Genomic DNA, 17682 nt, shown 5'->3' on the forward strand with positions numbered 1-17682 from the left:
CGCTGAGTCATTTTGATTTTATAATAAAGATAATTCAAAAGAAAAGAGGAATGAATCATGGGAAAAGTAGATGAAAACAAGCATCAGAAAATGGATGCTCTCTTTCAAAGCGCATACGATTTATTTCTGAATCAGGGAATCGAGAAAACATCAATCAGCGATATAGCAAAAAAGGCCGGAGTTGCGAAAGGAACGTTCTATTTATATTTTGCAGACAAATACGAGATACGCGACCGGCTGATCGCACGGACAGCCAGCCGACTTTTCCAGAGAGCACACAAAGCTCTTGAGACAGCCGACATCCCCGAATTCGAAGATAAGATTATTTTTATTGTAGATTACGTTTTAAATGCCATGCAGAAAAATAAACTGATTCTGAGATTTATCTCTAAGAATCTCAGCTGGGGCATTTTCAGACAGGCTATCACCAATAATACACAGGATGATGAGGGTGAAATTCTTGCATATTTTAGTAATATCCTTTTAGATCATCCGACAATCAAACTTCGTGCACCGGAAACTATGCTGTTTCTGATCATAGAACTTGCAAGTTCTACTTCATACAGCACGATCCTGGACAACGATCCGATGTCGTTTGAAGAATTGAAGCCATATCTTAACGAAAGTATCCGCGCGATCATCCGTAACCATATTATCGAAGATACCGCAGAAAATTAAACAGCAAAAGTCCTGTCAGAATCCGAATATCGAATCCGGATTCTCAACAGGACTTTTCTATATCTTCTTTCCCTGCCAGCTTTACTTTTGACAGTTTTCTTCAAATTTCAAAACCTTAACGCTTCTCATTTTTCCGCATTTTCAGCTTCAGCATTGCAGTAACCTTTTTCGCATCTAGCTCCGTCACATTATTTTCTCCGAGTACATCTGTCTCAATGCCCTCTTCACTTTTATTGATATCCAGAATTTCTCCCAGATGATCATTTTCTACCACAAACTGGCCAACTGTACCACTGAATTTCAGCCCGGTTACCGGAATTCCTCTGATTTCCATCTGTTCAGCCGTATTTGCGAAATCTACGTCACTGTTTCCCCATCCATCGGACGACAGGATAACTCCGTCTGCCCGCATAGCTTCCGCCCATACTGCCGCACGGGTTCCAACAAGCAATTTATCTGTATTATCATCCGGCGTTCCAACAATTATGATTCCCATCAGATCCAGATCTTCATCCGATGATACCACATCAAGAAGAGGATCCCTGAAATGGTGCAGTGATGTTTCCTTTGTCGATGGTCCAATTCCCATAATCGCACCTCCTACTGCATAGAACGGATAATTCCGTCACGATATTCGTTTGGTGTAACGATCACCGGCATATTTCCCATATCAATGATCGAGCGACCGTTTTCAGTTCCCGAAGGCTCTTTTGCAAATAACGAAGTATCGTACATCGCACCCTGTCCGGCAACCTGTTTTACGATCAAAACACGTTTTTTCCCTGGGCGAACCACATCATGGTACTCATGTCTCTCTGTGCAGAGATCGCCCCTGAACTTCTTCATCTGTTCCCGGAAAATCTGGATAAACTCGTCACAGGCATGGTGGGCTGCAAGTACACCTTCTCTTTCCTGTCCCATTCCAGGTTTCAGAACAACATCAAATGACACAATATAATCATCATCCCCCGGAGTACCCGCACGGTTCAGATACAGCTTCTCTTTCAGATTGCCTTCACTGGACCCAAATTCGTGTGCCTGTTTTCCGTTTTCATCTACACCGGTAAGGATTACATAAACGCCGGTGAGCGTATGCGTAATCCCGTCCCCAATCTTTCCAAGTACTTTGGTCGATATCGGAATGATATCCATCATCGTATTGGTATAACGGTCATGTTCTCCCGGTCTTATAATCTGTACATCTAATTTGGAAAGCTGTGGATATTTCGGTAAAATTTCATCCAGTATTTTCTTCTCGATCGTCATCTTTCCAGATGCTGTCACTTTATTTTCTCCGCCTTCTTCCACCTCAGTAATATGGAAAGTTTTGATCACAAGCCGGCGCAGATCTATTTCTTTCTCCATATAATCATCCTCAATTCTAAATTGAACCCAAATGCGCCCTGGCACATTTGAGGCACGTAGCACCTTTTATCTAACAGGAAATTTTATCAAAATATCCAGTTAAATAAAAAGGACATCTCCGGCAAATCAGAGCTTTCGCCCCAATCCTGCCGGGGATGTCCCCTTTTTACTATTTGATTATACTTTCGCTACATATTCAAACGGCAGCGGAACAACTTTTCCTGGAATATCCAGCTTCACAAGCTGTTCCAGAGTTGCTTTTATGATGCCTGTCTGCATCTCAACGTTGTGTGGTTCACCAGCGTTAGCTCCCATAGGAACACGCGGAGCAACCGCACGTGGGGTACCGGTCTGACGAACAACCGGCGGAAGCGCAGCAATAATAATTGTAGGAATTCCTGCGGCTTCAATCGCTCTCTGCACCAGAACTGCAGAGCGGTGGCAGGTACCTCAACCAGCGGTGAGGATAACTGCGTCTACGCCTTCCTCTACAAACATCTTTGCAATGGCAGGACCAGTTTCATGTTTGAATTTTTCCTGGTTTCCGCCACCACCCATGAATCCGGCATGTACCGGTGCACATGCTTTGATAAATCCTTCTTTAGCAAGCTCATGGATACGGTCAATCGGGAACATACAGTTGATGTCTTTGTTTACATCACTGTTGTCATATCCACCGTGAGATACCATTAATTCATCTGACGGCATTTTATCTGTTATTTTTCTCCAGGTAAAGTCACCGGCAAGGTTGAATCTCTTCTGATCCTTGTGGTGCACACCTGCTGCTGTGGCGAGGGCAATTGTCATATCCTTCAGTTCTTTTTTCACCGGAGCCCATACTGGCGGCGGAGTTACCGGAACAAAGATTTCTGACTGAAGTCCTTTAACAACGGTCAAACTCATGTCTATTTCCTCCTGATATAATTACACTTCATCATTCTTCTTATGAGACTTCATTTCTTCCTGACGTCTCTGATACGTCTGCAGGTTACTAACATATTTTTCATTGGCGTCCGGTCCAAGCTGTTCGACAAAACTCATATTCCATCCAACTTCCTGTCCTACCACTAATGGATAATCCGTAATCAGCATTCTCATCGGGATTTTCAGATAACCTAATCGTCCCTTCAAATCGATTCCAACACATCCATCATGGATCTCTACGATTACGCCTTCCATATAGATGATCTTATCGCCATATTTCATAGTCATTCACCTTAATCGTATTTTTCTTTTCTCTTCTGGCTCATCGGCAGTGACTGCTCGTTCTTAACCAATTCAATTGTTCTGTCCATAGTCTTTGAAATCAGTTCGATGTTATTTGCTTTTACATTCGGATTCCATTTTCTTTCTGCCTTCTTCACTTCTTCTCCAGCCATTCCAGCTTTCAACATAGCAAGTGCACGGATTGCTTCTTCCTGGCAAAGCGTGTTGCAGGCAAGAACTTCGTTCTCGATTCCTGATTCAGATTTGTTGTTATCTACCATGTACTGCATGTATTTGTTTCCAACTACAAGTGCTCCCTGTACTGCGCAGAATGAAAGTCCAACAACCGGAATTCCTCTCATACCGATCTGTTCGATATGGCTTGCAAAATCGATGTGGTTGTTACCAAATCCTTCTGTTGTAACAAATGCACCATCAACATCAAGAGCTTCTACCATCATACCAACACGTTTTGATACATAGAATTTCTCTGTATTGATCTGTGGGCTACCTACAAAGATAACACCGCAAAGGTCAACTTCTTCATCATGGAGAGTTTCAAGAACCAGTGGTTCTCTCCAGTAATGTCTTGACATTTCTTTTGATGCAGGTCCGATACAGGTAAGTGCATGGATACATCCGTCAAGTACTTCCAGTGGAGATGCCATGATCGGTACGTTTCCAAGGTCAACGTTTGGTCTTGCACCAAGTACTCCGACTGGTTCCACAGGAAGGATCAGATTGTCATGCATAGCACCCTGTCCCATGATTTCTTTTACGATAACGACTTTCTTCTTACCAGGTCTTCTTACCTGATTGAATGTCTCTGTATCTACTACAAGGCTTTCGTCTTCTACTTTCTTCAGAGCTTCACGGATTTCCTGTGTGATCACGTCTGTTGCAGAATGTGCAGCAAGCGGGCCAGGTCTTTCCATGTTGGTTCCTTCTTTGATGATAACTTCTGTCTTGATGAAGATCTCACCTTTATCAGGAGCTCCCGGACGTCCCCACATGATATTTTCATCCAGGTATCCTTCGGAAGAACCGAATTCACCAATCTGAACACCATTGTCGTCTGTTCCGGTAACCATCATGATAACGCCATCAAGTACTCTTGTTGTACCTGTACCGATTTCGTCTTCGCCCTCTTTTGTAGCGATCGGCTGTACGTCCATGATTGTATTAGAATAAGTATGGTACTGATCCGGTGTAATGATATCAATCTTTAACTGATGAACCAGTTCCTGTGAAGCAACTGCTTCTTCTTCAATTCCTTCTCGGATGTAAAGAGTTGTTCCTTCGATCTTTGTCTCCGGTCCACGCTTTACTTCTGTAATTTTATAATGCTTTCTGGTAACGCTTCTTACGACTTTCGGTTCCAGCTCTTTTGTCGGTGTTGCGCCTGAAACCACGCCTGCCGGTAATTCTACCTCTGCCGGTACTTCCGCTACTGCAACACCGTTATTAAAACCCATCGGCATTTCGATATCGATATCTTTGCCTTCTCCAATGTGGATTTTTAACACGCCGCCAACTTTCTGTACACTTGCTGTAGGATTTGCAGTAACTGCTGGTGCTTCTTCTTTCACTTCTTCTTTTGCTTCTTCAGCCGGTGCTTCCTCTGCTGCAGGTGCTTTTGCGCCTTCAACAAGATCAGCTGTAAGTGGTGTAAGAGAATCGCAGGTCTTAACAAGCTTTGCTCCAAGTACCTGTTCGATTGTAAGTGTTCCATCAAGTTTCAGAAGTCCTGAATCTACCAGATCATCAAAGATAGCCGGATCTTCAAGGTTTGCAGCCTGGATTGTAATGCCGCCTTCTGCTCTACAGCATAATACTGCAGGATCTTTTGCATGTTCTTTTGCGGTTTCCGCTGTAATTGACATAATAATTTCCTCCTTGTTAATTTAACAATAACTCAATTAACTATTTATACACTCACCGAAGTGAGGTATCAACTTATCTATTTACCTTCCGGTAACTGTTCTACCTGTTTTGAAACACGCAGATATCTGTAAAGTGGATGTCCGATTGTACGCATTACATGGTCTGTCTGGTGGAATACCTTAAGTCCCATCTTCGGTGCTGATCCCATTACTGTATTTGAACAGTCTGAGCAGTTACCAATAATAATGTACTCGCATCCATCCTTCTTGAACTGGATATTATTCTTAGCCTGTCCAGGACAGTTTCCAGGTCTTTCGCATTTAAGCGGAGCTCCCGGTTTGTTTTCAATTGCCTGTTTACATCTGGCTACTGATTTCACTACACCATTCATCTTCTGACAAATATCTCTCATACGTTCTTCGCTACCACCGCAGGCACATACCAAAAGACCTACACTTGCACCATGAAGATCCGGGAAATCAATTGTAACAATGATTCCACCAGTTGTCTTTGTGATCGGTGCATCCTCTGTAGTAGCATGTCCGGTAAATGGACCACCCATGATGATTTCCCCATATACACCATCAATACCGCCGGCACGTTCGATCATTTCCCCAACGCTTGTGCCGACCGGTACATCCATAAATACATGTGGCTCATTACCGCCATTGATCTTACCGATAACAGTAAGGTTCTTAGAAAAGCATGGCTTTCTCTCTTCAATTGCTTCCGCAACTCTCGCAAGAGTTTCTACATTACAGACAATTGCATTCGCTGCTGACGGAAGCTGTGTTGTATTCAGTTCGATTCCAAGACATTCTCTTACAACCGCACGTTCTTCTCCCATCGGATAAATATCCGGAAGTAAGTGGATTGTGATCGTCTCTTCATCTTTTAATGCCTCGCGCAGTGCCTTTACTGCTTTTTCATTTTTCTTCTTAATTGCAAAAATAGCTTTTGATGCATTGGAAATCTCCATGCAGTGTTTTACTCCGCGGATAACTTTCGCACAATCATCTTCCAGCTGCTGAATGTTATGACGAAGTCCAGGCTCACACTCCGCTGCATTTACAAGGATATATCCTCCCTGCAGATCTGTTCCGAGTTTTACACCTGTCGGGAATCCGGCGCCACCCATTCCGACAACACCTGCCGCTTTTACCATATCAAGCTTGCTGCCTTCCGGAATCTTTACATATTCATCCTTCTGTTCTTCATCCGGCTTGATGATGATACGGTCTTCCAGTACGTCTTCTACCACACCATATGCACTTGAAAAAATATTAGCTCCAAGGCCTGTCGGTGTTGCAATCAGAGTCCCTTTTTCTACTCTGTCTCCGGCTTTTACAACCGGTGCACAAGGAGCTCCTACATGCTGACGCAGCAAAATCTGTAAGTTTGCCATGTCTCTTCTCTTCCTTTCTCCTCTACGTCGAAATCTATATCTTATCTTGTCCTACGCGTATTTGACTATAGTTTAACAAATAGATATATTTTTTTCAATAGCATTTATAGATTTTCACTTTTCATGTTGGACTCAATACTAGAATCTAGTCTAGTGATTGATCTGTACTATAGTCTATATGATTTTACTTGAAAATTCAATATCTTTTTTATATATAATCTATTTATTTTTTTCATCGGTTCTGTCTGATTTTTACAGATTGTCTATTTTTTCTCATTTTACTTATCCGCATTATCTATAAGTATTCTGGTCAAGAGGATTTACGTCAAAAAAGAAAAGCCACCGTACTGTTTCCCCTAAAACAATACAGCAGCTTTTCTCTTTATCTTTTTAAGGCTTTTCGCCCAAAAACCTCTCTTTTTGGCGAGGGCATGTGGGAATCGAACCCACCCAGGACGCTCCTAACGCCCCACACTGGTTTTGAAGACCAGGAGACACACCAGTTATCCATCTACCCCCATATATTGATTATTCCAATCAAGCTTATTCATTATAGCAAATTACCATTGACTTTTCAAGTATTTTCGTACATAATATTTTTAAAGAAAACTGAACTGCATACTAGACTCTGGTCTGGTCTTTCAACTAAGGAGGAATATTAAAAATGGAAATCAATCCAAAACTGAATCTTGACGCATTTGAGGCATCTTTCCATGCGATTGACACACATACAGTTGGGGAATTTACAAGAATCATTACATCAGGTTTCCCGAAGCTTGAAGGGGATACCATGATCGAACGTAAGAACTTTCTTGCAAAGCATTACGACAAATACCGTCAGGCTCTTATGTTTGAGCCACGTGGACATCATGATATGTTTGGTGCTCTTCTGACAGATCCGATCCACCCGGAAGCTGATTTTGGTGTGATCTTCATGGACACTGGAGAATATCTGAATATGTGTGGTCATGGAACAATCGGTTCGGTTACAGCAATCATCGAAACAGGACTTGTTCCTGCCGTAGAACCTTATACAGAAGTTGTTCTGGATGCTCCTGCAGGAATTATCCGTACCAAAGCAGAAGTCAAAAATGGAAAGGTACTTAATGTAACACTTACTAATGTACCGGCTTTCCTTTACAAAGAAAACCTCACAACAGAAGTTGATGGCAGAGAAGTTCACTATGATATTTCTTTCGGCGGAAGCTTCTTCGCACTTGTTGATATCGAACAGTTCGGATGGCACGTAGATCCACAGTCAATCCCACAGCTTACCGATTTCGGTATGAAGCTGATTGAAAAGGTCAATGCCGAAGTAGAGATCCGGCATCCGGAACTTGATATCACAACTGTCGACCTCGCAGAGCTTTACTGCTCTACCGATACTCCTGGATGCGACAAACGTAATGTCGTTATCTTCGGAGATCATATGGCTGACCGTTCTCCTTGCGGAACCGGAACCAGCGCAAAGCTCGCCACCCTTTACAAAAAAGGTGAGATCAAAGTTGGACAGCCTTTCGTATATGAAAGCTTTATCGGCTCTCAGTTCAAAGGCGTAATCTTAGACACTACAAAGGTTGCCGACTATGATGCCGTTATTCCGCAGATTACCGGAAGTGCTTATCTGACAGGGGAATCCACTTATGTGATCGATCCAGATGATCCGTTAAAATATGGCTTCAAAGTAGGCCGTTAAGTCAAAATCTTTCAGGAGACAGAGCTATGTATATGGCTTTGTCTTCTTTTTTTGTAAACAAATTACTTTCTTGTTATTTTATGTCCATTCTGCTATAATAAAAAAAGATTACTATTTTCAAAGGAGGGGAATTTTCATGCCAAAGAAAAGAAGTTCCACCAAAAGCCGTATCATAAAAGCTGCGTGGAATCTATTCTACAAGCATGGTTATGAACAGACCACTGTTGATGAGATCATCTCGGCTTCTAAGACCTCAAAAGGAACCTTTTACCACTATTTTAAGGGAAAAGAAGCTCTTCTCAACACACTTTCTTATCTGTTTGACGAAAAGTATGAAGAGCTTGCAGGAATCGTAGATCCGGATCTTTCCGCTTATGACAAGCTGTTATTTTTTAACCATGAACTATTTCATATGATTGAGACCAGTGTCGATGTCGGGCTTTTAGCCTCCCTCTACTCGTCCCAGCTGATCACCAAAGATAAGCGCTCCCTTCTTGAAAACGATCGTTACTATTTCGTGTGGCTCACTGAGACAATCAGCACTGCACTGAAAAATGGAGAATTCAACGGCACCAGTACTGCTGATGAACTTCTGAAGATTTATGCAATGTACGAACGTGCTGTTCTTTATGACTGGGCATTATGCAAAGGCAAGTATTCTCTCACCGCATACAGCGACAAGCTTCTTCCACATGTACTTGACCAGTTTGTAGAAGGATTTTAATTCTGTCATTTTTTCATTGACAGTATAGACACCCTTCTGCACATGGATCATCGCACTACAATCGAGTAGGCTGACTCCTACTCGATTCTTATACTTTGTACATCATCTCGCTTAACAGCTCGATGATGTACATTCGTCAAATGCAGATCCTTGTGCAAGCACAAATCTGCACTTGGCTCATCGTATACACAAAAAGACCAGAACCCGCCCCACTACCAGGGCATTCTGGTCTTTTTCTTTTCACTGCCGCACTTTTTCCTTATGCACTGTACTCTATTCTTCAATCAGGAAGCTTTCCTGTTCAATTCCCTTTCCGGTTTCAAGAAGCTTTTCTTTTAACTCCTCTAAAAGTGGAACATTTACCTTTTCCAGCTTTTCCATCGTCTCTTTCGAGATTGTTTTCGCATATTCTTCGTATTTCTCGTAGGTCTCCACATCCATCTGCAATGGCTTTATTCCCGGGAAAATATGCTTCTGGATATATTCAAAAATCCGGATTCCACCGTAATCCATATCTCCGCTGTGGAATACTTCCACGTCTTTCCCTTCGATCACTCTCTGCAGCTTCTTCAGAAATTCTCTTTCAAGTGGTGAAAAATATCCATGACTGTAGATATAAAGGATCTCCGGATCATATTCCATCGCAAGGTAATTCGTCTTATTCTCGATCGTCACGATTTTTTTCAGTGCCGGCTGCTCTACCTCAACCATTGCATGCTTGACTGTCTGGCTGTTCAGCACAACTCCATATGTAAAATCGGAAAGATCCACTCTTTTTGCTTCTGATCCTTTCCAGATCTTCAGTTTAAGCGGTCCTTTAACTGCCAGTTCCTGGGAATTTTCTTCGATCAGCAGCTGCTCCAGAACCGTCTGGATATCCATATCTGCCGTAATCTCCGGGCAATATCTCCTTGCAGCCGTCACCACATTTCGTTCCATCTCCCGCTCGAAGATCTTGCTGTCCTTCAGATAGCGTTTACTGAAAATCCGCTTCATCATCGGTTCTTCCAGAGAGTCCAGTCCCCGGTAACAGTCCAGATATTTTTCCAGCTTCTCTATATTTTTCGGCAGATCACCTTCTGCGATCCGCTCTTTCAGCTTTTCCAGATAATTCTCGATCCATTCTTTCTGAAAGCCTTCCGAAAGCTCCTGGTCAATCATACGTATATAATAATTTACCTTCGCCTGCTTCGGCCAGTATTCTTCTCCACTTTCGCTGTCTGCAAGACGGTAAAAATCCGGAAGATGCTCTACCTGATATGCCACAAGCTCTACATCGCTGTCTGGGACAACCCATTTTTTCACAGTCAGAAGTCCTGCTCTTTCCAGGCGCTGCACCTCTTCGATCAGCTCTTCTTTCCCACAGGCATCATAATCCTCCTGTGTGATCCGAAGGGTCCTCCCTCCAGTCGCTCCTTCCCGCCAGTCACGGCTGCTGTTCTCACATCTTTCTATAATCCTGTCTACCAGATACATTTTCTATCACCCCTGTTCTTCCTCATCCGCAAGCTGTGCGAACTCGGTTTTTTCAAATTCCTGAATTGATATATGCCGTTTATTCGGGTTGGCATATACAAAGGTTTTATCAACATTTTCCAGATAATTCTGGATCTTATCATTTGTGGCACTGATGATCGCCTGGAAACCAAGTCCACGGATCAGCGCAATACAGCTTGCCACCTTCTCGGCATCCATTTTTGAAAATGCCTCATCCAGAACGACCAGTCTGAGTGTCGGATTCCTGTGGATTTTCGGGGAAAGATTGATCCTGTAAATCTGTGCAAAGCTTGCAAGAAGTGCAACATAAAGAGGATTTTGTCCTTCTCCTCCGGAATTCTTGCGGATCATCTTGCCAAGACCGATTTTCATATCTTCCTCACCCTGGACGATCTGCTGCATATCAAACGAAAGATAAGTACGGTAATCCGCGTACTTGTCCATATTTTTCTTCGCCTCTTCCAGTTCCTCATGGGTAGCATTTTCCGGTGGGATAAATATGCCGATCAGTTCATTCATCATATCACCGTAGTTTTCTTCATGCTCCATCGTGAACAGATTCATCTGGTTCTCAATAGAACCTGAAAGCTGTGCCGGATTGATCTGCAGGGTATCATCCATAAACATCTTATAGTACTTTCCGTCTGCACCCTTATTCTTCGTGATCACAAACTGGTACTTATCTTTTCCGAAATCCAGCCGGCTGATGATCCGGTTCAGCTCATCTCTTCTCTGGTAGGCCTCGCGGATCGCACTGCGGATCTTGAAAACAAAGTCATCCTTGAAGTGCTCAACCGCTGCCTTTGCCTGTTCATTCGCTGCCTGCCGGTAGGTTTCCAGATTATCACACGACAGGCTTTCCAGAAGCTCCTGATAAACCTTATTATCTTCTTCTACCACTGAAAAATTACGCTGCGTATATTTTTTGGTATAAGCACTGCGGGCTGCCACCAACTCCTGATAGATCTCTTCTTTTTTCTTTCCAAGCTGCTGCAGCTGCCTTGCACTTGCCTCTTTTAAATAAATATAGTTTCTGCTTTTCTGTGCTTCCAGATACTCTTCAAACTGCTTCTCAAACCTTTCGTTTTCCTGAAATTCTTTCTGGATTCCAGAAAGTGCAAATTCCGACTCTGTAATACTGTTTCTGAATTTTTCGATTTCTTCCCCGTTTTTCCAAATTTCTTTCTCTGTCTTCGTGATCTCTTTCTGCTTTGCATCCCGTCTTTCCTGCACTTCTTTCATCTGTGCTTCCAGAGTATCGACTGATTCTGCACGCAGTTTCTGTAGCTTTTCAAGTAAATCTTTCTTACGGGTTTCTTTTCCCTTTATCGCCTTTGCATCCAGGATCTGGCTGATATAATCCTCTGTCGGAAGTGGCATTGCTTCCAGTTCCAGAAGTTTCTTTGCCTCTTCCACAAGTGCCGCAAGTGGAAGCCTCTTCTCCTGAAGCTCATCACAGTGCTTCTGAAGCTGCCGGATCCTCTGGCGGAGACTAATCTCTCCGATATAAGCACGTCTCGTATAATTTTCCGGATTAATATGCTGCAGACGATAGCTGTGATACAGCATACAGTCCGGTGTCACACCAATCCTGCACTCCCTGAGTTCCTCAATGTTCTCACATTTCATGACATTACCAAGAAAGAAATTGATGTAAGACTGCACGTATTTTTCTTTTGCTTTTACTTCTTCTGCAAGAGTGCCCTGCCGGACAATGTGCTCTTCTTCCATAACCTTTTCCGTATCCAGAATTGCAGCACGGAAGAATTTCTTCTTATCCATCTCCTGATAAATATCCATTGCCGCTTTTGCGTACTTCGGCTCTACGATCAGCAGAAGTTTATTATTTCCCATATAGCCTTCCACTGCATTGTGCCATCTTTCATCCCGGATTTCCAGAAGATCTGCGAGAATCTGCACGGAAACAAATTTTCCACAATTCTCCTGCAACCGGTTCTGTAGTTCCAGCCTTGCTTCTTCCAGCTCTTTTGGATATGCTTTTCTTCCCTGTTTCAGCTCTTTTAGCTCTTCTTTAGCTTCCCGTTCTTCTTTCTTGATCTGACGAAGTGTACTGTCCGTATCCCGACGTTCTTCTTCGATCTCCGCACGCATCTGTGCGATATTTTCTTTCAGCCTTGTAAGTTCGCCCTCCGAAATCGTACCGGCTTCAAACTTATCAATATCCCAGATTGTCTGGTTGGACGTAATCTCCTGTTCTTTCCATGCTGCAAGTCTCTGTGCTGTCTTTGTGAGACTCGCCTTGCTTTTTCCCAGATGTTCCAGAGTCTCGTTAAGTCCTGCAAGTTCTGCTTCCAGTGCTTTATAACCACTGTTATTCAGACGAAGTAACAGCTCCTCATGCTCCTTTTGCAGTTCTCCACTCTGGCGCATCAGCTCGGCTTTCGTATGCTCCTGTACCTTGATACCTTCTTCTCTGGTTTTAATCTTATCATGGAGTCCCTGGATGTCCGCCTGCAGCCGGAGCATTTCCAGACGGGTAAGTCGGTACTCACATTCCCTGCTTTTTTCCCGTTTCTCATCAAAATCCTGATAGATTCCATCAATCTTCTTCAGATCCTCAATCTCTTCCATCGTTGACTCGATCTTGCTGCGCATTCTGCCATACTGCATGATACTTTCTTTCAGATCCTCAATCTGGATATCCTGTTCCATACAGATATATTCTTTTACAAATTCTTCCAGCTTGATATTCATCCGAAACGGGATTGCCCGCTTAAAAAGACGTGGGAACTTTTCTTTATCCAATCCGCCCAGATACACATCATAAAGCTGACGGCGAAAACGCTCATTGCTCGGTCCGCAGTAGAATGCCTCTTCACCAAAGGTACGCTGCAGATATTCTCTTATTTCCACAGTAGAAAGACATCTCTTTTCTCCCCGGTAAGCATTCGCAAGCAGACCGCTTCTGTGCCAGAAAAACAGGCGGTTGATCTCATTTGTTGCTGTCTCCACGTCAAATACAACGCCCACGCACTGTTTCTCATGGGTTCTCGTCTGTTCCAGCTCGATCACGATCGTACTGGAAAAATTCTTATTTCGCAGATACTGGGACTCATTATTTTCACTGATGTTTACCATTCCGCGCAAATACTCGATCAAGGTACGGTCGGAATCATCTGCTGCCGCTTTATTAAAAAATCCACGTCCGTCCGTGTTAGCATAGAGCACAATCTGAATTGCATCGATAACCGTTGATTTTCCACTTCCGGAATGCCCGGTGAAAAAGTTGATTCCTTCGCTCAAAGTCAGTATTTTTCTGTCTATATAATGCCAGTTGTTCAGGCAGATTTTTGAAATCGCCCAGAACGGCTGCCTGTTATCCAATGTCTCCAAGAGTCTCCTCCTCTTCTTCCCGGCTGTTTCCAAATGATTCCAGAACTTCTCTCACCGCATCTCCCTGCAATACTGCATGGATACACGGATAGATCAGAAGTCTTGTACTTTCATTTAACTCTTCCAGTAGATCCAGCGGCTCGATCAGCTGGTATTTTTTCAGCATGGCTATGGTCCTTTTCATCTCTGTCGGTGAAGGGATACTTCGAAGCACACGAAAATCTCCTGCTTTTCCGTTGAGTGCCCCAAGCGTCGTCACGATCTGACTACTTGACGAAACCGATGCCATCTGTTCATCATAAATCAGCTTCAGTAATAAGATGTAAATCGTTGCAAGACGCGGAAGCTTTTCTCCCCAGATCATTTCATCTTGAATGTAGATCAGTCCCAGATGTACGTTCTCACATAATGTGATCCCGGCAATCTGAAAATACATTTTCAGAAAATCAATGTGCTTTTCACAGATGCGGTACTCTCTCTGATACTGCAGTCTGCCCGCACGCTTGTCGAACTTCCTCTCCAGAAGGAACGTCTGTCTATAGAGAAGCCGGATCACATCCGTCAGGTCTTCCTGTTCTTCCTGTGTAAGCTGCTCAAAATATTCTATCATCCATTCTCTCCAATTTCCGTATACTTTTTATAAATGCCTTCTTACAAATTTCAGTGCTGGATAACGATATCCGTTCTTTTCAATCGTTTCCGCATCCTCTTCCAGCGCTTTGTATTTGCTGTTCTTACGGGTACTGAGGTCGTATGCAAGAATCAGCTTTTCAAAATCATCCTCTGATGTAAGGGAAAGCTTTTCCGTATCCAGCATATCTTTCTCCATATGCTCTTCGATAAATTCTTCAATCTGCTTTTTGCTGAATCTGAGCTTGATCCGGTTCAGGCGAAGCACATCTTCTCTGTCCAGATCGTCTACTTCCTCTTCTTGTGCCATCTTGCTGACAAAATCCTTCCGGCTTCTTCTTCGCTTATAAAGAGATTTTTCTGACAGGATTTCGACCAAAGACAGATTCATCTTCTCCCCCGTCTTTTGAATGACCTCTTCATAATCATCCTCTGACATCCGGTTCAGCAGCTGAATCACCAGTCCCTTCGTGTCACTCTCTCCGCTCAAAAGATAATTCAGCCTCGTCACCGTCGCACGCACATATTTGCTGTGCTCCTTATCCATATTGGAAATGCGGTGCTCGATATCGTCAAAGCCTCTCTCGATCATATCCAGAAGTTCCAGCACATCTTCTCCCGTATCTCCGGTTGCACGGGCGCGCTCACGGATCTTCTCGATCCATTCCTCATCATCCCGCATCTGACGCAGACATTCTTTGATATCTGTCTTATAGATATAGAAATTATCCGAAGTCTTCAGTATATGGTATTTTTTCCGGACAATCTCTTCCACATATCCGTCCAGATGCTCTTTCAGAAGATCCCCGTAAAACTGCTGTTCCAGAAGCCTTGCAAAAAATTTATCCATGTTATGCAGCATATCCTGCAGTGCTTTGTTGAGCCGTCTGGTATTGATAAGTGCTGTCCGGAGCATATTCAGATTCACCCTCGGATCATTTTTAAACGAGAACAATGTCGCATAGACATTCTGGATATAGATCTCTGTCTCCTCCAGGTTCTCCGTAGAAAGCCGCTCAAAGGCATCCACAAATATTGCTGCATAATCCGGAATTACGATATTCGTCACCAATGTATTATAATCTTCAATTTTCTTCAGCCATCCTTTTCGGATCAGCCAGTTCAGAATCCTTGCCGACGGAGTCTCCAACATATCAAACTCAGTCTCATCTTCCTCCCGCTTAAGTTCGATCTGTTTCTTCATATACAGATCCCGAAGCACCTGAATACAGACTTCCCTGGTCAGGAAATAATTGCTGTATTGGTATTCTTCATTGATCGCCATCAAAGCCTCAATGTATGTCTCTCTGTTCACAGAACGGAACAGACTCCAGAAACCCTCCGGAATTTCAAAACGTAACTGCATGCCTTGCCTTTCTGTAAATTCATAAATTTTTCCATTATCTATAAGTATACCATATTCTAGTCTCTAAATGGAAAAAATTATTTTTCTTGTTCCACGAATATTCTCAGTAAACGGAAAAAGGAAACCGCAAAAATGATTTCTCATCTTGCGGTTTCCTCGTTTTACCTCTTCTTATACCATACACTCGTGGATCTCTTCTTCTTCAAGACCAATTCCCTGCATGACATTTTTCAGTTCTTCCCTGCATTCCAGTGGTGCGCACCAGGAAAGCCCGCATCCTGCTGAAATACTTCTCGGCACCGGAATCATACGTCCCTGTGCACCAACTTTTTTACATTCTTTTTCCATCGCCATCGCATCCGCTGTTGTGTGGAATGTGATGACCAGCTTTAACTCTTTTTTTCTCATTATTCAATCACAATTTCAAATTCAGAGCCCTTCTCGGTAGAAGTTGCCTTCTTTCCTTTGTCCTTCGCAAACTTCTCAATGTTCGTCTTCTGGTGAGGTTCGCTCACAAGAACCTTGATCGGTCCGTTTGCATTCTTCAGTGCCTCTGCGGTAAGCATCAGCGGTTCCGGACACGAAAGTCCTCTTGCATCTACTTCTTTCATATTTTTTACCTGCCTTCCTAGCATATCATATTCCTTATGGATTATCTATCCAAATTTTGTAACTTCTGATTATTTTGCCTGTTCTCTCTTGTTCGTAAATGCAATGATAAAGCATGCAATAATACAGATGATACAAGCAACCTTTCCGTTCGGAGTAACTGCTCCCGCAACAACCTTTCCAGTCTCTGCATTCATTGCGGTTCCGCTTGATGCAAGTCCGAAGTTATGGCAAAGTGCTGCTGCAAAGAACATGCCAAGTACTGTCACTGCTGAATCAGAAGAGCCCTGTCCTGCAAGGATCAGCTGGCGAAGCGGGCATCCGCCGGCAAGAACTGCCGCGAATCCTACTGCATACATGCCAAGGATATTCCACAGATGGTTGGAATGTGCAATGATTCCAGGTGTGTTAAATCCAAGTACGAATCTTCCTGTTGCCAGGTTGAAGATCAGCATTACTACAAAAAGACCTGCAATAATTGTAAGAAGATCAAAGTTCTTCATTAAGATCGCATCACGGATTCCGCCGGCGAAGCACATTCTTGATTTCTGAGCAAGTGCTCCGAAAATAAGTCCGCCGATCAGTGACATGATAATTGGTGCATGAAGACTTCCAGGACCTGCTTCACTTGCTTTGAGAAGTGTTGAGCAAGTTGCAAGGATCAGAATACCAAGCATCAATACCGGAAGCACTGCTCCACTTTCTTTATTCGTCTCATGCGCACGTCCAAGGCTGAATCCTTTTTTCAGGGCAAATGCTCCTGTTCCTACTCCAAGTACAAATCCAACCAGTGCTACCCATGCATTCAGGTCACCTGCTGACATACGGATTACCATACGGAGCGGGCATCCAAGGAAAATCAGGGAACCAATCATAATTACCATACCAAGGATAAAGCGGATCATCGGTGAAGATCCTGCTGTTGAACGGTACTCTTTTGTTGCCACTGAAATAATAAATGCTCCGATCACAAGACCGATGATCTCCGGTCTTGCATACTGTACAACTTCGGCCTGGTGAAATCCCAGAGCTCCTGCCGTATCACGGATAAAGCAGGCAATACAGAATGCCATGTTTGCCGGATTACCAAAGTAAGCCAGACATGCAGCTACAAGCCCACACAGAACCCCCGCAAGTGCAAGCTTTTTCTTTGAATCTGATAAATTCATTTCTCTTCCTCCTTCGTCTTTCTCTCATTCGTCATTTTGACTATTAAAGGCTTTTTTGTTACCTTATAATTATACCTTTTGCACAACTTTTTGTCCAAT

The 17682-nt window shown here is 43.3% G+C and carries 16 protein-coding genes and 1 tRNA gene; 3 read left to right on the forward strand and 14 right to left on the reverse strand.

Going from position 1 to position 17682, the window contains the following annotated elements:
- The first annotated feature begins 57 nt into the window (after positions 1-57).
- Positions 58-678 carry a TetR/AcrR family transcriptional regulator gene (locus PGU50_RS10995; protein ID WP_117558517.1) on the forward strand — a complete coding sequence of 207 codons (621 nt, stop codon included), beginning with the start codon at positions 58-60 and terminating at the stop codon, positions 676-678.
- Between the two features lie 115 nt (positions 679-793).
- On the opposite strand, the gene PGU50_RS11000 is transcribed toward PGU50_RS10995, so the two are convergent.
- The 7 genes from PGU50_RS11000 to PGU50_RS11030 all read right to left on the reverse strand — a co-directional run bounded on the left by PGU50_RS11000 (position 794) and on the right by PGU50_RS11030 (position 7057).
- On the reverse strand, positions 794-1267 hold the full coding sequence (locus tag PGU50_RS11000) for a glycine/sarcosine/betaine reductase component B subunit (protein WP_055158009.1): 474 nt from the start codon (positions 1265-1267) through the stop codon (positions 794-796).
- An 11-nt stretch (positions 1268-1278) separates the two neighbouring features.
- Positions 1279-2043, reverse strand: a complete 765-nt coding sequence (prdD, locus tag PGU50_RS11005) for a proline reductase cluster protein PrdD (RefSeq protein WP_270246960.1) — start codon at positions 2041-2043, stop codon at positions 1279-1281.
- A gap of 177 nt (positions 2044-2220) precedes the next feature.
- The gene (gene prdB, locus PGU50_RS11010) at positions 2221-2946 is read right to left on the reverse strand and encodes a D-proline reductase (dithiol) protein PrdB (RefSeq protein ID WP_270246961.1); all 726 of its coding nucleotides are present in this window, start codon (positions 2944-2946) and stop codon (positions 2221-2223) included.
- Between the two features lie 21 nt (positions 2947-2967).
- On the reverse strand, positions 2968-3249 hold the full coding sequence (locus PGU50_RS11015; RefSeq protein ID WP_022220196.1) for a CBO2463/CBO2479 domain-containing protein: 282 nt from the start codon (positions 3247-3249) through the stop codon (positions 2968-2970).
- An 11-nt stretch (positions 3250-3260) separates the two neighbouring features.
- Positions 3261-5132 carry a D-proline reductase (dithiol) proprotein PrdA gene (gene prdA / locus PGU50_RS11020; protein ID WP_117558504.1) on the reverse strand — a complete coding sequence of 624 codons (1872 nt, stop codon included), beginning with the start codon at positions 5130-5132 and terminating at the stop codon, positions 3261-3263.
- Positions 5133-5209: 77 nt separating this feature from the next.
- Complete coding sequence (gene prdC, locus PGU50_RS11025; RefSeq protein ID WP_270246963.1) at positions 5210-6538, reverse strand: proline reductase-associated electron transfer protein PrdC; 1329 nt, start codon at positions 6536-6538, stop codon at positions 5210-5212.
- A gap of 421 nt (positions 6539-6959) precedes the next feature.
- Positions 6960-7057: transfer RNA gene (locus PGU50_RS11030), tRNA-Sec, on the reverse strand.
- Between the two features lie 145 nt (positions 7058-7202).
- Here PGU50_RS11030 and PGU50_RS11035 point away from each other — a divergent pair.
- Complete coding sequence (locus PGU50_RS11035) at positions 7203-8234, forward strand: proline racemase family protein (protein WP_117823717.1); 1032 nt, start codon at positions 7203-7205, stop codon at positions 8232-8234.
- Positions 8235-8370: 136 nt separating this feature from the next.
- A complete protein-coding gene (locus PGU50_RS11040) occupies positions 8371-8958 on the forward strand; it encodes a TetR/AcrR family transcriptional regulator (protein ID WP_008372489.1) in 588 nt (195 codons plus the stop codon).
- Positions 8959-9231: 273 nt separating this feature from the next.
- Here PGU50_RS11040 and PGU50_RS11045 read toward each other — a convergent pair whose 3' ends face one another.
- From PGU50_RS11045 to yedE, 7 genes are all read right to left on the reverse strand, one after another.
- Entirely contained in the window at positions 9232-10434 is a 1203-nt protein-coding gene (locus tag PGU50_RS11045) for a Wadjet anti-phage system protein JetD domain-containing protein (protein WP_022220200.1), read from the reverse strand.
- A gap of 6 nt (positions 10435-10440) precedes the next feature.
- Positions 10441-13800: an ATP-binding protein gene (locus PGU50_RS11050; protein WP_270246996.1), complete on the reverse strand. Its 3360-nt coding sequence runs from the start codon at positions 13798-13800 to the stop codon at positions 10441-10443.
- Positions 13793-14419, reverse strand: a complete 627-nt coding sequence (locus PGU50_RS11055) for a DUF4194 domain-containing protein (protein ID WP_117823716.1) — start codon at positions 14417-14419, stop codon at positions 13793-13795. Before PGU50_RS11055 ends, PGU50_RS11050 begins: the two co-directional genes overlap by 8 nt.
- A 27-nt stretch (positions 14420-14446) precedes the next feature.
- Positions 14447-15805, reverse strand: coding sequence for a Wadjet anti-phage system protein JetA family protein (locus PGU50_RS11060; RefSeq protein WP_195502407.1), 1359 nt, complete (start codon positions 15803-15805; stop codon positions 14447-14449).
- 171 nt (positions 15806-15976) lie between these two features.
- The gene (locus tag PGU50_RS11065) at positions 15977-16213 is read right to left on the reverse strand and encodes a DUF3343 domain-containing protein (RefSeq protein WP_008372464.1); all 237 of its coding nucleotides are present in this window, start codon (positions 16211-16213) and stop codon (positions 15977-15979) included.
- On the reverse strand, positions 16213-16416 hold the full coding sequence (locus PGU50_RS11070) for a sulfurtransferase TusA family protein (protein WP_022220208.1): 204 nt from the start codon (positions 16414-16416) through the stop codon (positions 16213-16215). Before PGU50_RS11070 ends, PGU50_RS11065 begins: the two co-directional genes overlap by 1 nt.
- 69 nt (positions 16417-16485) lie before the next feature.
- Positions 16486-17583: a YedE family putative selenium transporter gene (gene yedE, locus PGU50_RS11075; protein ID WP_270246966.1), complete on the reverse strand. Its 1098-nt coding sequence runs from the start codon at positions 17581-17583 to the stop codon at positions 16486-16488.
- Positions 17584-17682: the final 99 nt, after the last annotated feature.

The organism is Coprococcus sp. AM11-30B, assembly GCF_027674365.1.
Lineage (GTDB): Bacteria > Bacillota > Clostridia > Lachnospirales > Lachnospiraceae > Allocoprococcus > Allocoprococcus comes.

Excerpts from the sequence above, each read along its gene's own strand:
- prdC (WP_270246963.1), bottom strand. The coding sequence starts at position 6,538 with ATGGCAAACTTACAGATTTTGCTGCGTCAGCATGTAGGAGCTCCTTGT.
- PGU50_RS11065 (WP_008372464.1), bottom strand. The coding sequence starts at position 16,213 with ATGAGAAAAAAAGAGTTAAAGCTGGTCATCACATTCCACACAACAGCG.
- prdD (WP_270246960.1), bottom strand. The coding sequence starts at position 2,043 with ATGGAGAAAGAAATAGATCTGCGCCGGCTTGTGATCAAAACTTTCCAT.
- PGU50_RS11070 (WP_022220208.1), bottom strand. The coding sequence starts at position 16,416 with ATGAAAGAAGTAGATGCAAGAGGACTTTCGTGTCCGGAACCGCTGATG.
- yedE (WP_270246966.1), bottom strand. The coding sequence starts at position 17,583 with ATGAATTTATCAGATTCAAAGAAAAAGCTTGCACTTGCGGGGGTTCTG.
- PGU50_RS11045 (WP_022220200.1), bottom strand. The coding sequence starts at position 10,434 with ATGTATCTGGTAGACAGGATTATAGAAAGATGTGAGAACAGCAGCCGT.
- prdA (WP_117558504.1), bottom strand. The coding sequence starts at position 5,132 with ATGTCAATTACAGCGGAAACCGCAAAAGAACATGCAAAAGATCCTGCA.
- PGU50_RS11040 (WP_008372489.1), top strand. The coding sequence starts at position 8,371 with ATGCCAAAGAAAAGAAGTTCCACCAAAAGCCGTATCATAAAAGCTGCG.
- PGU50_RS11000 (WP_055158009.1), bottom strand. The coding sequence starts at position 1,267 with ATGGGAATTGGACCATCGACAAAGGAAACATCACTGCACCATTTCAGG.
- PGU50_RS11055 (WP_117823716.1), bottom strand. The coding sequence starts at position 14,419 with ATGATAGAATATTTTGAGCAGCTTACACAGGAAGAACAGGAAGACCTG.
- PGU50_RS11060 (WP_195502407.1), bottom strand. The coding sequence starts at position 15,805 with ATGCAGTTACGTTTTGAAATTCCGGAGGGTTTCTGGAGTCTGTTCCGT.
- PGU50_RS11035 (WP_117823717.1), top strand. The coding sequence starts at position 7,203 with ATGGAAATCAATCCAAAACTGAATCTTGACGCATTTGAGGCATCTTTC.
- PGU50_RS11015 (WP_022220196.1), bottom strand. The coding sequence starts at position 3,249 with ATGAAATATGGCGATAAGATCATCTATATGGAAGGCGTAATCGTAGAG.
- PGU50_RS10995 (WP_117558517.1), top strand. The coding sequence starts at position 58 with ATGGGAAAAGTAGATGAAAACAAGCATCAGAAAATGGATGCTCTCTTT.